This window comes from Enterobacter huaxiensis (assembly GCF_003594935.2).
Lineage (GTDB): Bacteria > Pseudomonadota > Gammaproteobacteria > Enterobacterales > Enterobacteriaceae > Enterobacter > Enterobacter huaxiensis.
In genome coordinates this window covers 3,704,416-3,717,954 of sequence record NZ_CP043342.1, presented here as the reverse complement: position 1 = coordinate 3,717,954, position 13,539 = coordinate 3,704,416, and the positions used below count along the sequence as shown (strand labels likewise).

The 13,539-nt window shown below is 56.9% G+C and carries 15 protein-coding genes; 9 read left to right on the top strand and 6 right to left on the bottom strand.

Translation table 11 applies throughout. The features are described 5' to 3' along the window. The first annotated feature begins 3 nt into the window (after nt 1–3). From secF to D5067_RS17785, 3 genes are all read left to right on the top strand, one after another. Nucleotides 4–975 carry a protein translocase subunit SecF gene (gene secF / locus D5067_RS17795; protein ID WP_119935314.1) on the top strand — a complete coding sequence of 324 codons (972 nt, stop codon included), beginning with the start codon at nt 4–6 and terminating at the stop codon, nt 973–975. 142 nt (nt 976–1,117) lie between these two features. Continuing rightward, complete coding sequence (locus D5067_RS17790; protein ID WP_119935313.1) at nt 1,118–1,483, top strand: VOC family protein; 366 nt, start codon at nt 1,118–1,120, stop codon at nt 1,481–1,483. A gap of 13 nt (nt 1,484–1,496) precedes the next feature. Continuing rightward, on the top strand, nt 1,497–2,177 hold the full coding sequence (locus D5067_RS17785) for a helix-turn-helix transcriptional regulator (protein ID WP_119935312.1): 681 nt from the start codon (nt 1,497–1,499) through the stop codon (nt 2,175–2,177). Nucleotides 2,178–2,265: 88 nt separating this feature from the next. Here the strand turns inward: D5067_RS17785 and D5067_RS17780 are convergent, their stop codons facing one another. Both D5067_RS17780 and D5067_RS17775 read right to left on the bottom strand, forming a co-directional pair. Then, nucleotides 2,266–3,150, bottom strand: a complete 885-nt coding sequence (locus tag D5067_RS17780) for a nucleoside-specific channel-forming protein Tsx (RefSeq protein ID WP_119935472.1) — start codon at nt 3,148–3,150, stop codon at nt 2,266–2,268. Between the two features lie 267 nt (nt 3,151–3,417). Further along, complete coding sequence (locus D5067_RS17775; RefSeq protein WP_119935311.1) at nt 3,418–3,957, bottom strand: SadB/YajI family lipoprotein; 540 nt, start codon at nt 3,955–3,957, stop codon at nt 3,418–3,420. 152 nt (nt 3,958–4,109) lie between these two features. Here D5067_RS17775 and nrdR point away from each other — a divergent pair, with 152 nt between their 5' ends. The 5 genes from nrdR (at nt 4,110) to thiL (ending at nt 7,716) form a co-directional block, all read left to right on the top strand. Beyond that, entirely contained in the window at nt 4,110–4,559 is a 450-nt protein-coding gene (gene nrdR / locus D5067_RS17770) for a transcriptional regulator NrdR (RefSeq protein WP_008503337.1), read from the top strand. Nucleotides 4,560–4,563: 4 nt separating this feature from the next. Continuing rightward, nucleotides 4,564–5,667, top strand: a complete 1,104-nt coding sequence (gene ribD, locus D5067_RS17765) for a bifunctional diaminohydroxyphosphoribosylaminopyrimidine deaminase/5-amino-6-(5-phosphoribosylamino)uracil reductase RibD (RefSeq protein WP_119935310.1) — start codon at nt 4,564–4,566, stop codon at nt 5,665–5,667. Nucleotides 5,668–5,754: 87 nt separating this feature from the next. Next, nucleotides 5,755–6,225 (top strand): 6,7-dimethyl-8-ribityllumazine synthase, encoded by a 471-nt coding sequence (gene ribH / locus D5067_RS17760; RefSeq protein WP_006176874.1) that lies wholly within the window; start codon nt 5,755–5,757, stop codon nt 6,223–6,225. A 21-nt stretch (nt 6,226–6,246) separates the two neighbouring features. Further along, on the top strand, nt 6,247–6,666 hold the full coding sequence (nusB, locus tag D5067_RS17755) for a transcription antitermination factor NusB (RefSeq protein WP_006809908.1): 420 nt from the start codon (nt 6,247–6,249) through the stop codon (nt 6,664–6,666). A 78-nt stretch (nt 6,667–6,744) separates the two neighbouring features. Then, a complete protein-coding gene (gene thiL / locus D5067_RS17750) occupies nt 6,745–7,716 on the top strand; it encodes a thiamine-phosphate kinase (protein WP_119935309.1) in 972 nt (323 codons plus the stop codon). A gap of 74 nt (nt 7,717–7,790) precedes the next feature. On the opposite strand, the gene D5067_RS17745 is transcribed toward thiL, so the two are convergent. The 4 genes from D5067_RS17745 to xseB all read right to left on the bottom strand — a co-directional run bounded on the left by D5067_RS17745 (nt 7,791) and on the right by xseB (nt 11,858). Then, nucleotides 7,791–8,765, bottom strand: coding sequence for an aldo/keto reductase (locus tag D5067_RS17745; protein ID WP_119935308.1), 975 nt, complete (start codon nt 8,763–8,765; stop codon nt 7,791–7,793). Nucleotides 8,766–8,827: 62 nt separating this feature from the next. Beyond that, nucleotides 8,828–10,690: a 1-deoxy-D-xylulose-5-phosphate synthase gene (gene dxs, locus D5067_RS17740; protein ID WP_119935307.1), complete on the bottom strand. Its 1,863-nt coding sequence runs from the start codon at nt 10,688–10,690 to the stop codon at nt 8,828–8,830. 25 nt (nt 10,691–10,715) lie between these two features. Next, a complete protein-coding gene (gene ispA, locus D5067_RS17735) occupies nt 10,716–11,615 on the bottom strand; it encodes a (2E,6E)-farnesyl diphosphate synthase (RefSeq protein ID WP_119935306.1) in 900 nt (299 codons plus the stop codon). After that, a complete protein-coding gene (gene xseB / locus D5067_RS17730; protein WP_119935305.1) occupies nt 11,616–11,858 on the bottom strand; it encodes an exodeoxyribonuclease VII small subunit in 243 nt (80 codons plus the stop codon). A 178-nt stretch (nt 11,859–12,036) separates the two neighbouring features. Between xseB and thiI the strand changes: the two genes are divergently transcribed. Beyond that, a complete protein-coding gene (gene thiI / locus D5067_RS17725) occupies nt 12,037–13,485 on the top strand; it encodes a tRNA uracil 4-sulfurtransferase ThiI (protein WP_119935304.1) in 1,449 nt (482 codons plus the stop codon). Nucleotides 13,486–13,539 lie beyond the last annotated feature (54 nt).

The following is a 13,539-nucleotide window of genomic DNA, read 5'->3' as shown; positions in this document are numbered from 1 at the left end:
GTTGTGGCACAGGAATATACTGTTGAACAATTGAACCACGGCCGTAAAGTCTGGGACTTTATGCGCTGGGACTACTGGGCCTTCGGCATTTCAGGTTTTCTGCTGATTCTGTCCATCGTCATTATGGGCGTGAAGGGCTTTAACTGGGGTCTCGATTTTACCGGTGGTACGGTGATTGAAATCACCCTGGAAAAACCGGTCGATATGGACGAAATGCGTCTGTCTCTGCAGAAAGCGGGCTTTGAAGAGCCGCTGCTGCAGAACTTCGGCAGCAGCCGTGACATCATGGTGCGTATGCCGCCAGTGCACGATGCTAACGGCAGCCAGGAGCTGGGCAGCAAGGTCGTGCAGGTAGTAAACGAATCGACCAACCAGCATGCGACGGTGAAGCGTATTGAGTTCGTCGGCCCGAGCGTGGGTGCAGACCTGGCGCAGACCGGCGCGATGGCGCTGATGGTGGCGCTGATTTCCATCCTGATTTACGTTGGTTTCCGCTTCGAGTGGCGACTGGCGGCAGGGGTGGTTATCGCACTGGCGCACGACGTGGTGATCACCATGGGCGTACTGTCTCTGTTCCACATTGAGATTGACCTGACGATTGTGGCATCCCTGATGTCCGTTATCGGTTACTCACTGAACGACAGTATCGTGGTATCTGACCGTATTCGTGAAAACTTCCGTAAGATCCGTCGCGGCACGCCGTACGAAATCTTCAACGTGTCGTTGACCCAGACGCTGCATCGTACCTTGATCACATCCGGAACGACCTTAATGGTTATCCTGATGCTGTATCTCTTCGGCGGCCCGGTGCTGGAAGGCTTCTCGCTGACCATGCTGATCGGTGTGTCTATCGGTACGGCGTCGTCTATTTACGTCGCGTCCGCGCTGGCACTGAAGCTCGGCATGAAGCGCGAGCACCTGCTCCAGCAGAAGGTCGAAAAAGAAGGGGCGGATCAGCCGTCAATTCTGCCGTAAGACATCGTCTGAAGCGCTATCGAAATCCCGGTCAGTTGGCCGGGATTTTTTTTGCCCGCTGCTGACAAACACTCCTGACAGTATGCTGTCAGGAGCCCTGTCGTAGACTTCTCCTGAACCCAAACAACAGGCAGGAGGACGTATGAAAAATGTGATTAACTGGTTTGAGATCCCGGTCGCTGATATGGATCGCGCCATCAAATTTTATGAACCCGTGATGCAGGTTACGCTGAAGCGCGAGAAAATGGATGTCGCAGAGCTGGCCATTTTTCCGCATGAAGACCCGGCAACCGGCGGCGCGCTCGCTAAATTTGACGGTATTACGCCGTCACAGCAGGGCGCTATTATTTACCTGCATACTGACAATCTGGCGGCAACGCTCGACCGTATCGTTACCGCAGGCGGTGAGTGCGTATTCGGGCCGTTGGAACTGCCAAACGGTATTGGCACTATAGCGTTGTTTACCGACAGCGAAGGTAATCGCGTTGGCCTCCATCAACCTGTCTGAGAGCTGAAAAAACATGACCCGACGCGCTGACCGTTTGTTTCAGATTGTGCAGGTCCTGCGCGGCAGGCGTCTGACCACGGCAGCGCTTCTGGCGGAGAGGCTCGGCGTATCTGAACGCACGGTTTACCGGGATATCCGCGACCTGTCGCTCTCCGGCGTGCCGGTGGAGGGCGAAGCGGGGAGCGGATATCGGCTGATGTCGGGTTTTGACCTGCCGCCGCTGATGCTGACCAACAGAGAGTCCGAGGCGCTGATGGTGGCGATTCGCCTGCTGAAAACCTGGGGCGGAGAGTCGCTATCCCGCGAGCTGGAGTCGGCTCAGGAGAAGGTGCTGGCTATTCTGCCAGAGGAGAGCAGACGCAAGGCGGAGCAGACGCGGATTTATGCGCCGGATATCGCGCTTCAGCCTCATTCCCGCAGCGGATTTGATGTGATCCATCAGGCGATATCGGCTCAGCGCGTGCTGGCGCTGCATTATCGCGATGAAGCCGGGCAGCTCTCCTGGCGTGAGGTGCAGCCGCTGGGGCTGTTCTTCTGGGGCGAGCACTGGCTGCTGGCGGCGTGGTGCGAGCGGCGCGATGACTATCGCTGTTTCCGGCTCGACAGGTGTTTGAATATTGCACTGACGGAAAGACGCTTTAGCGAGAGTGCGGACAGGTCTCTGGCGGATTTTTTGCGGAAAGTTAAGCAGTAAAAAGCCGGGTGGCGGCGATGCCTTACCCGGCCTACATTCGGATCGTAGGCCCGGTAAGCGTAGCGCCACCGGGCGAAATCCGCACTGATTAGAAGTTGTAACCCACTACCAGGTAACCACCCCAGCCGGTAGAACGGACGCTGAAGTCGCCGTTGCCGAAGTTCAGGCTAGCGTCGTCGTTCCACTGACCACCGTTGTGCCAGTAACGCGCAACAACGGAGTAGTGCCAGTGATCGTAGTTCAGCGCCAGGATATGGCTGGACGCGATGGAGTCGTTGGTGCGTGCTTTCTTGCCGTTCAGATCGCGGAAGTCGTTGTCGCCCAGGTCTGAACCCCAGTCAAAGTTGGTGAAGCCGATGTAGCTCAGGTTGCCGCCCCACAGCTGGGTGATTGGCACAAAGTATTTCACTTTGAAACGGTAGCCGTCCCACTCGTTTTCGTTCGCTGCACCGTAGTTTTGCCACTGGTATTTCGCGTACACGTTCATGGACAGGCTCATCGGCAGGCCGGTGTCAATGTCGGTACCCAGACCCATATACCAGGTGCTCTGACGGCCGGACTTGTTACGGCCCATGTCGTAGATATAGTTGTTCGCGATGTACCACTCTTTGAACGGACCGAAGCTCAGATCAGAACCGGTCAGCTTGTCGATGGAGAAGCGCGGTTCGATCTCCATAAACAGTGGGGAACCGTGGTTCCAGATACCCTTCGCGTCGGTGTTACCGCCGAAGAAGACCGGTGCATCCATGTAGCCGTAGAAATCAAACCAGTCTTTCTTGGCGAACGCTTCGTATTCCAGGTAGGTGTCGTTGCGGATCTGTGGTCCGAAACGGGTGTGGTAGCTGCCGACCACGTTAACGCTCTGGTGCCACCAGTCGGAAACATATTCTGGTTTATTGTTTTCCGCTGCGTTAGCAGTGAAAGAGGAGGACAGTGCCAGTACTGCACCGGCTGCGAGTAATGTTTTTTTCATAATCATGCCACTGATTGAAATTCCCTTCCGGGAGTGAAAAATGCGCGAATTGCGTTTCTAAATATTTCGTGTTTCTGCGGAGCCTATTATAGGAATCCCTGCTCACAAAAATATGTGTTGTTTCACATATCTCTCACACGCGTAATCGATTGCGTTCACGTTTGCGTACTTTAAACGGCCGGGATTGTAACGGCAAACATTTATGTTGCCAATCCATACGAAATGTAAATGTTAGCGGAGTGACACTGCACTCCGCAAAAAGGGGGGTTATTGCGCGGCGGGTTGTATGTCGTGGATACGGATAAAGCCCAGCTGTTCAGGAGTGAGTCCGCTCAGCTGCAGCGGGATATCAACGTCGCTCGGCGCCAGCGTGCTGGCGGGAGCCGTAAAGAGCTGGTTCTTGACGTTCACCTCCTGATAGCTCTCTGTAGTGCCCTGGATCTGCCCCCACTCTACGGTGCCGGTAAACGCGGGAAGCGGATCGTTAGACTCGCCCTGTATACGTAATGTTGCGCGAGTACCATCTGCATTCGCCGCAACATTCACCAGAGACATCTTTAAGGTACCGATCTGGCTTTTCAGGCGGGCAGGCGTGTTGGCGCCTGGCAGAAGATACACGCCGCTGGCGGATTTGGCGTTGAGGGCGTTTTGCTGGGTGATTTTAACGGTTTCTTTGTTCAGCTTGTCCAGCGCCGTATTTAGCGTATTCACGCTTTGTTTCATCTGGCGGACTTCAGTTTGCTGTGCACATGCGCTAAGGGTGAAGAGGCTCCCCACCAGCAGAATTTTCAGGTAACGTCTTGTCATTGCGTTTATTTCCTTGAAATAACGGATCCTGATAATGGTAGACATCTTAAGGGCGTCAGGCATAGATCCTTTGTCTCAAAAAGCTCTTCCTTTGTTGTCAGGCCAGTTCAGGGTAAAATAGAAATCAGTTAACCAGATAACAGGGACACCGTATGCATTGCCCATTTTGCTCCGCTGTGGATACCAAAGTCATTGACTCTCGCCTCGTGGGCGAAGGGTCCTCCGTTCGCCGTCGTCGGCAGTGTCTGGTGTGCAACGAGCGTTTCACGACCTTTGAGGTTGCTGAACTGGTGATGCCGCGCGTCGTGAAAAGTAATGATGTGCGTGAGCCCTTCAACGAAGAGAAGCTGCGCAGCGGAATGCTGAAGGCGCTGGAAAAACGTCCGGTCAGCGCGGACGACGTGGAAATGGCCTTAAACCATATCAAATCTTATCTTCGTGGCTTAGGCGAGCGCGAGGTGCCGAGCAAGATGATCGGCAACCTGGTGATGGAGCAGCTGAAAAAGCTCGATAAAGTCGCCTATATCCGCTTCGCTTCCGTTTACCGCAGCTTCGAAGACATCAAAGAATTTGGCGAAGAGATCGCCCGCTTACAGGATTAGGCCCATGCAGGACGAAATTTACATGGCGCGAGCCATGAAGCTGGCGCAGCGCGGTCGTTTTACTACTCATCCCAACCCGAACGTTGGGTGCGTCATTGTTAAAGACGGCGAGGTTGTGGGCGAAGGCTATCACCACCGCGCCGGCGAGCCGCATGCCGAAGTGCATGCCCTGCGCATGGCGGGTGAGAAGGCGCGCGGCGCGACGGCCTACGTCACGCTGGAACCCTGCAGCCATCACGGGCGCACGCCGCCGTGCTGCGACGCGCTGATTGCGGCAGGCGTCGCGCGCGTGGTTGCTTCGATGCAGGATCCGAATCCACAGGTGGCCGGGCGCGGCCTGTACCGCCTCCAGCAGGAAGGGATCGACGTCAGCCATGGCCTGATGATGCAGGATGCAGAGGCCCTGAATAAAGGCTTCCTGAAGCGCATGCGCACCGGTTTCCCGTATATCCAGCTTAAGCTGGGCGCCTCGCTGGATGGCCGCACGGCAATGGCAAGCGGCGAGAGCCAGTGGGTAACCTCGCCACAGGCAAGGCGCGATGTGCAACGTCTGCGCGCGCAAAGCCATGCTATTCTCACCAGCAGCGAAACCGTTCTGGCTGACGATCCGGCCATGACCGTGCGCTGGAACGAGCTGAATGCCGATACCCAGGCGCTCTATCCGCAGGAAACCCTGCGCCAGCCGCTGCGGATTATCATTGATAGCCAGAACCGCGTGACGCCGGAACATCTCATTGTGCAGCAGCCGGGCGAAACCTGGATTGCCCGCACGAAGGAAGATACGCGTGAATGGCCGGAAGGCCTACGCAGCATTATGGTGCCAGAGCACAATGGGCATCTCGATCTGGTGGTGCTGATGATGCTGCTGGGCAAGCAGCAGGTGAACAGCATCTGGGTGGAAGCGGGCCCAACGCTCGCCGGCGCGCTGCTCCAGGCGGGGCTGGTGGACGAGCTTCTCGTCTACGTTGCGCCTAAACTGTTAGGCAACGACGCGCGTGGCCTGTTTGTGCTGCCCGGCCTTGAAAAACTGGCTGATGCACCGCAACTCAAATTTAGCGAGATTCGTCCGGTAGGTCCGGATGTCTGCCTCCACTTAACGACAGCGTAATTGCTCCTGAAATAGGGAAGCAGTGCGCAAAGTATTATGATAAAATCCGCCCCCCTGCGGGGCCAAATGAACCCGTAAAGGAAGAGTATGAACATTATTGAAGCTGCTGTAGCTACCCCGGACGCTCGCGTCGCCATCACCATTGCGCGTTTCAACAACTTCATCAACGACAGCCTGCTTGAAGGTGCGATTGACGCCCTGAAACGTATCGGCCAGGTTAAAGATGACAACATTACCGTTGTTTGGGTTCCAGGTGCTTATGAACTGCCTCTGGCAGCCGGCGCGCTGGCGAAAACCGGTAAATACGACGCGGTGATTGCGCTGGGTACTGTTATTCGTGGCGGCACTGCGCACTTCGAATACGTTGCGGGCGGTGCAAGCAACGGTCTGGCACACGTTGCACAGGATGCTGAAATCCCTGTCGCGTTCGGCGTGCTGACCACCGAAAGTATTGAACAAGCCATCGAACGTGCTGGCACCAAAGCCGGTAACAAAGGTGCAGAAGCTGCACTGACCGCGCTTGAAATGATCAATGTATTGAAAGCCATCAAGGCCTGATTTTTTTGTAAGGGGAATTCCGTGAAACCTGCTGCTCGTCGCCGCGCCCGTGAATGTGCCGTTCAGGCGCTTTACTCCTGGCAGTTGTCCCAGAACGACATCGCTGATGTTGAATACCAGTTCCTGTCAGAACAGGACGTGAAAGACGTTGACGTTCTGTACTTCCGTGAACTGCTGTCGGGAGTGGCGACTAATAGCGCGTATCTCGATGGTCTGATGAAGCCATATCTGTCCCGCCTGCTCGAAGAGCTGGGCCAGGTTGAAAAAGCAGTGTTGCGTATCGCGCTGTTTGAGCTGTCTAAACGTGATGATGTGCCGTACAAAGTGGCTATCAACGAAGCGATCGAACTGGCGAAAACCTTCGGCGCTGAAGACAGCCACAAGTTTGTTAACGGCGTGCTGGATAAAGCTGCACCTGCGATCCGTCCCCACAAAAAGTGATCCGCCAACCGGAGTCTTGCATTGCCTTTTTGGCAGTGCGGCTCCGGTTTTTTTATTTAATTTGCTGAGGCATAACGTATGGCATGCGGCGAATTCTCCCTGATTGCCCGTTATTTCGATCGTGTCAGAACCTCTCGTCTTGATGTTGAAACCGGCATTGGCGATGACTGTGCACTTCTCAATATTCCCGAAAAACAGACGCTGGCAATCAGCACCGACACCCTGGTGTGCGGACGTCATTTCTTGCCGGATATCAATCCTGCCGATCTGGCGTACAAAGCGCTGGCCGTCAACGTGAGCGACCTGGCCGCCATGGGAGCCGATCCCGCGTGGTTAACCCTCGCCTTGACCCTTCCCGATGTTGATGAATCCTGGCTTGAAGCGTTTAGCGACGCGCTGTTTGAACAGCTGAATTATTACGATATGCAGCTGATTGGCGGTGATACCACCGCCGGGCCGCTGTCGATGACGCTGGCAATCCACGGCTACGTGCCGGTTGGCCGCGCGCTGAAGCGCTCGGGCGCGAAGCCGGGTGACTGGATCTACGTGACCGGTACGCCGGGGGACAGCGCCGCTGGGTTAGCTATCCTTCAGAATCGCTTAACGGTTGAAGATGCCGACGATGCGGCCTACCTGGTGAAGCGTCACCTGCGCCCAACACCGCGTATTCTGCACGGCCAGGCGCTGCGCGAGCGGGCAAGTTCGGCTATCGATCTGTCTGACGGGCTTATCTCAGACCTCGGTCATATTCTGCAGGCCAGCAGCGTCGGCGCGCGCGTTGATCTGGATCTCTTCCCGCTGTCTGAGGAACTGCTTCGCCATGTGGAACCTGAGCAGGCGCTGCGCTGGGCGCTTTCCGGCGGCGAGGATTACGAACTGTGCTTCACCGTTCCTGAGCTGAACCGTGGAACGCTGGACGTGGCGTTAGCGCATCTTGGCGCGAAATTTACCTGCATTGGTCAAATCATGCCGGAGAGCGAAGGGCTGAAGTTTGTCCGGGAAGGTGCTCCGGTTACGCTGGACTGGAAAGGGTACGATCACTTCGCGTAAGTTCGTGCGCTCTGTATTGCCGGGTGGCGGCTTCGCCTTACCCGGCCTACGGATTAAAGGGTTAGGGAGAGGGCTTACTTAAACCCAACCACCGGATGCTGCTGATACGGCGTTTCCAGCTCGGCAATCTGCTCCGGCGTTAGCGTTAAATCCACCGCGCTCAGCAGCTCATCCAGCTGTTCCTCGCGCGACGTGCCAATGATCGGTGCCGCAACGCCGCGTTTGCTCAGCAGCCACGCCAGGGCGACCTGCGCGCGCGTTGCGCCCGTATCGTCGGCAATGCCTGCCAGACGTTCGGCAATCAGCGCATCGCTGCCCTCTGTGCCTTCATACAGCGTTTTGCCAAACTCGTCAGACACCGAGCGGGCGGTGGTTTCACCCCACGGGCGGGTCAGGCGGCCTCGCGCCAGCGGGCTCCAGGGGATCACCGCCACGCCTTCCTGGTAGCATAGCGGCAGCATTTCGCGCTCTTCTTCGCGGTAGATCAGGTTGTAGTGATCCTGCATGCTGACAAAGCGCGCCCAGCCGTTCTGCGCCTGCAGATCCAGCGCTTGGGCAAACTGCGAAGCATGCATAGACGATGCGCCGATGTAGCGCGCTTTTCCGGCTTTCACCACGTCGTTCAGCGCTTCCAGCGTCTCTTCAATTGGGGTGTTGTAGTCCCAGCGGTGGATCTGCAGCAGGTCCACGTAATCCATGTTCAGGCGGCGAAGGCTGTCGTCAATGGAGCGCAGGATCTGCGCGCGGGAAAGACCTTCAGTCAAATCGCCAACCTGATGGTACACCTTGGTCGCAACGACCACGTCTTCGCGTCGGGCAAAGTCGCGCAGGGCGCGGCCAACGATCTCCTCGCTGCTGCCGTCGGAGTAGCTGTTGGCGGTATCAAAAAAGTTAATGCCGCCGTCGAGGGCGCGTTTAATGATGGGGCGGCTGCTCTCTTCCGGCAGCGTCCAGGCGTGTTTACCCCGGTCAGGCTCGCCAAAGGTCATACAGCCCAGGCACAGTCGGGAAACCTTAAGGTCAGTTTTTCCTAATGTATTGTATTGCACGGTCCGCTCCTGCTGTTTTAAACATTACGTTTAAGCATAGCAGGAGCAGAAAAGGGGAGGGGTTATGCCAGCCAGGAGCGGATTTTGGCTTCGATACCGGCGGCATCCAGGCCAATAGCCGCGCGGGCCTCGTCCTGCGTGCCTTGAGGAATAAAGCGATCCGGCAGGCCGAGGTTCAGCACCGGGATCATTTTACGGTTCGCCATCAGCACTTCGTTTACGCCGCTGCCCGCGCCGCCCATGATGGCGTTCTCTTCCAGCGTTACCAGCAGGTCATGACCTTCCGCCATGCTGAGGATCAGGGATTCATCAAGCGGTTTCACAAAGCGCATATCCACCAGCGTGGCGTTCAGCGTTTCGGCAACGCTTGCCGCTTCCGGCATTAATGTGCCGAAGTTCAGGATCGCCACTTTCTCGCCGCGGCGCTTCACCAGACCTTTACCCACCTCAAGTTTTTCCAGCGGAGCCAGCTCAACGCCCACCGCGTTTCCACGCGGATAGCGAACCGCGCTCGGGCCGTCCTGGTAGTGGTAGCCGGTGAACAGCATCTGGCGACATTCGTTCTCGTCGCTTGGCGTCATGATCACCATGTCCGGGATGCAGCGCAGGAAGGAGAGGTCAAATGCGCCCTGGTGCGTCTGGCCGTCGGCCCCCACAATGCCCGCGCGGTCAATAGCAAAGAGCACCGGCAGCTTCTGGATGGCGACGTCGTGGATCACCTGGTCGTAGGCGCGCTGCAGGAAGGTGGAGTAAATCGCCACCACCGGGTTGTAGCCGCCAATCGCCAGTCCCGCCGCAAACGTCACCGCATGCTGCTCGGCAATCGCCACGTCAAAATACTGGTCAGGGTATTTTTTTGAGAACTCCACCATGCCGGAGCCTTCACGCATGGCAGGCGTTACCGCCATCAGCTTGTTGTCTTTGGCCGCCGTTTCACACAGCCAGTCGCCAAAGATTTTCGAGTAGCTCGGCATGCCGCCGCTGCTTTTTGGCAGACAGCCGCTGGTAGGATCGAACTTCGGTACCGCGTGGAAGGTAATCGGATCTTTTTCCGCCGGTTCGTAGCCACGTCCTTTTTTGGTCATGATGTGCAGGAACTGCGGGCCTTTCAGGTCACGCATGTTCTTGAGCGTCGTCACCAGCCCCAGCACGTCATGGCCGTCTACCGGGCCGATGTAGTTAAAGCCCAGCTCTTCAAACAGGGTGCCCGGCACCACCATGCCTTTGATGTGTTCTTCGGTGCGTTTGAGCAGCTCTTTAATCGGCGGTACGCCGGAGAAGACTTTCTTGCCACCTTCGCGCAGGGTGGAGTAGAGCTTGCCGGAGAGCAGCTGCGCCAGATGGTTATTCAGCGCGCCGACGTTCTCGGAGATCGACATTTCGTTATCGTTGAGGACAACGAGCATGTCCGGCTTGATATCCCCCGCGTGGTTCATGGCTTCAAATGCCATACCGGCGGTGATCGCCCCGTCGCCAATGACGCAGACGGTGCGGCGCTGCTTGTTCTCTTTCTCGGCGGCAACGGCAATACCGATACCCGCCGAAATGGAGGTAGAGGAGTGGCCGACGCTCAGCACGTCGTACTCGCTCTCACCGCGCCACGGGAAGGGGTGGAGGCCACCCTTCTGACGAATGGTGCCAATTTTATCGCGACGGCCGGTCAGAATTTTGTGCGGATAGGCCTGGTGGCCGACGTCCCAGATGAGTTGATCGAACGGCGTGTTATAGACGTAATGAAGCGCCACGGTCAGCTCAACCGTGCCAAGCCCGGAGGCGAAATGACCGCTGGAGCGGCTAACGCTGTCGAGCAGGTAGCGACGCAGTTCGTCGCACAGCTTCGGCAGGCTCTCTTTCGGCAACAGGCGTAACTCCTGGGTGGAGTCTACTAACGCCAGCGTCGGGTATTTGGCAATATCAAAACTCATCAAAGGCTCATCGAGATAGGTTGTTTTATTTATCACGCTGGATTATGTAGTCCGCTAGCGCTTCCAGTGCCGAGGTATCCAGTGATTGCGCGGCCAGCTGGTTCAGCGACTGGCGGGCATCCGCTATCAGGTCCCGGGCTTTACGTTGGGCTTGCTCAAGGCCCAGCAGGGCGGGGTAGGTACTTTTGCCAAGCTGCTGGTCCGCACCCTGACGTTTACCCAATGTTGCAGTATCGCCCACCACATCCAGAATGTCATCCTGAACCTGGAATGCCAGACCGATACTTTCTGCGTATCTGTCCAGAGTCGGCAGCGCTTTGCGCCCCTGTTCACCCGCGCTCAGCGCGCCAAGGCGAACGGCTGCACGAATGAGCGCGCCCGTTTTATGACGGTGGATGCGCTCCAGCTGTTCCAGATTAACCTGACGACCTTCTGCCTCTAAATCCAGCGCCTGACCGCCACACATTCCGGCAACGCCGCTGGCCATCGCCAGTTCGGACACCATTGCCAGACGATCGCGGTCGCTCACTTCAACCATTGGCGCATCGCTTAAAATCGAGAACGCCAGCGTTTGCAGCGCGTCGCCCGCCAGAATGGCGTTCGCTTCGCCAAACTTGATGTGGCAGGTTGGCTGGCCGCGACGCAAATCGTCATCATCCATAGCCGGCAGATCATCGTGGATCAGCGAGTAGGCATGGATGCACTCAACGGCGGCTGCCGGGGCGTCCAGCGTGGTCTCGCTGATGCCAAACATCTTGCCCGTGGCGTACACCAGGAACGGGCGCAGGCGCTTTCCACCCAAGAGTGCGCCATAGTGCATGGCCTCAACCAGTGGAGTGTTCTGAAAAGGCTGTGGCGCAATAAAACGGCGCAGGGCGTCGTTGGCGCGAACGACGCGCGCCTGAAGCTCGTTGGCAAAATCCATTTACTCGGCGTCCGGTGTAAAAGGCGTGGTTTTCGCGTCTTCGCTGTCGGAAAGCAGGATTTGCACGCGCTGCTCGGCCTGCTGCAGTTTGACCTGCCCCTGACGCGCAAGCTGCACGCCACGCTCGAATTCGTTGAGCGCCTCTTCCAGCGGGAGATCGCCGCTTTCAAGACGGGTAACGATGTTCTCCAGTTCACTCAGCGCAGTTTCGAAACTGGCCGGTGCGTCGTTCTTCTTCGGCATAGTGAATTAACTCTTATATTCTTCGCCCCATCATGGTAACGGACTCGGGGCAATTATCAAATAACGCGAGCGGCGCGATGGTGGTATACTTGCGCGCCTGGATGCAGCCACGGGTGTGGGCTGCTGTATCATTTTCCACTACAAGCCTTTATAAGCTTGCCTAAGAAACATTGCCGCCATGAAGTTTATCATTAAATTGTTCCCTGAAATCACCATCAAAAGCCAATCTGTGCGTTTGCGCTTTATTAAAATTCTCACCGGGAACATCCGTAACGTATTAAAGCACTACGACGAAACCCTTGCCGTGGTGCGCCACTGGGACCACGTAGAAGTCCGCGCCAAAGACGAGAACAAACGCCTTGATATTCGCGACGCGCTGACCCGTATTCCGGGTATCCACCATATTCTGGAAGTGGAAGATGTCCCGTTCACCGATATGCATGACATCTTCGAAAAAGCGCTGGCGCAGTACCGCGAGCAGATCGAAGGCAAAACCTTCTGCGTGCGCGCGAAGCGTCGCGGCAAGCACGAGTTCAGCTCCATTGAAGTTGAACGTTACGTCGGCGGCGGTCTGAACCAGCACGTTGAGTCTGCGCGCGTGCGTCTGACCAACCCAGAAGTGACCGTTAACCTTGAGATCGAAAACGATCGCCTGCTGCTGGTGAAAGGCCGTTACGAAGGTATTGGCGGTTTCCCGATCGGCACTCAGGAAGACGTGCTGTCGCTGATCTCCGGTGGCTTCGACTCCGGCGTGTCCAGCTATATGCTGATGCGTCGCGGCTGTCGCGTACACTACTGCTTCTTCAACCTGGGCGGCGCGGCGCATGAAATCGGCGTGCGTCAGGTGGCGCATTACCTGTGGAACCGCTTCGGCAGCTCCCACCGCGTGCGTTTTGTGGCGATCAACTTTGAGCCCGTGGTTGGCGAAATCCTCGAGAAAGTGGACGACGGCCAGATGGGCGTCGTGCTGAAGCGCATGATGGTGCGTGCTGCATCCAAAGTGGCCGAGCGTTACGGCGTGCAGGCGCTGGTTACCGGCGAAGCGCTGGGCCAAGTCTCCAGCCAGACGCTGACCAACCTGCGTCTTATCGACAATGTGTCTGATACGCTGATCCTGCGTCCGCTGATCTCCCACGACAAAGAGCACATCATCGATCTGGCGCGCGAAATCGGCACCGAAGATTTTGCGCGCACGATGCCGGAATACTGCGGCGTGATCTCAAAAAGCCCGACCGTCAAAGCGGTGAAGGCGAAGATTGAAGCGGAAGAAGAAAACTTCGATTTCGCGATCCTGGAGAAGGTGGTGGCGGAAGCGTCAAACATCGATATCCGCGAGATTGCCCAGCAGACCGAGCAGGACGTGGTTGAAGTGGAAACCGTCAGCGGTTTTAGCGCTAATGACGTGATTGTAGATATCCGTTCGATTGACGAACAGGATGCCAAACCGCTGAATGTTGAGGGTGTAGAGGTGATGCCTCTGCCGTTCTACAAGCTGAGCACCAAATTCGGCGACCTCGATAAGAGCAAAACCTACCTGCTGTGGTGTGAGCGAGGGGTGATGAGCCGTCTGCAGGCGCTGTATCTGCGCGAGCAGGGCTTTGCGAATGTGAAGGTGTATCGCCCGTAGTTTCTCGCCCGGTGGCGCTTCGCTTACCGGGCCTACGGTACCGTGCATTTGTAG

Excerpts from the sequence above, each read along its gene's own strand:
- D5067_RS17790 (WP_119935313.1), top strand. The coding sequence starts at position 1,118 with ATGAAAAATGTGATTAACTGGTTTGAGATCCCGGTCGCTGATATGGAT.
- D5067_RS17785 (WP_119935312.1), top strand. The coding sequence starts at position 1,497 with ATGACCCGACGCGCTGACCGTTTGTTTCAGATTGTGCAGGTCCTGCGC.
- D5067_RS17780 (WP_119935472.1), bottom strand. The coding sequence starts at position 3,150 with ATGAAAAAAACATTACTCGCAGCCGGTGCAGTACTGGCACTGTCCTCC.
- D5067_RS17775 (WP_119935311.1), bottom strand. The coding sequence starts at position 3,957 with ATGACAAGACGTTACCTGAAAATTCTGCTGGTGGGGAGCCTCTTCACC.
- nrdR (WP_008503337.1), top strand. The coding sequence starts at position 4,110 with ATGCATTGCCCATTTTGCTCCGCTGTGGATACCAAAGTCATTGACTCT.
- ribD (WP_119935310.1), top strand. The coding sequence starts at position 4,564 with ATGCAGGACGAAATTTACATGGCGCGAGCCATGAAGCTGGCGCAGCGC.
- ribH (WP_006176874.1), top strand. The coding sequence starts at position 5,755 with ATGAACATTATTGAAGCTGCTGTAGCTACCCCGGACGCTCGCGTCGCC.
- thiL (WP_119935309.1), top strand. The coding sequence starts at position 6,745 with ATGGCATGCGGCGAATTCTCCCTGATTGCCCGTTATTTCGATCGTGTC.
- dxs (WP_119935307.1), bottom strand. The coding sequence starts at position 10,690 with ATGAGTTTTGATATTGCCAAATACCCGACGCTGGCGTTAGTAGACTCC.
- ispA (WP_119935306.1), bottom strand. The coding sequence starts at position 11,615 with ATGGATTTTGCCAACGAGCTTCAGGCGCGCGTCGTTCGCGCCAACGAC.
- xseB (WP_119935305.1), bottom strand. The coding sequence starts at position 11,858 with ATGCCGAAGAAGAACGACGCACCGGCCAGTTTCGAAACTGCGCTGAGT.
- thiI (WP_119935304.1), top strand. The coding sequence starts at position 12,037 with ATGAAGTTTATCATTAAATTGTTCCCTGAAATCACCATCAAAAGCCAA.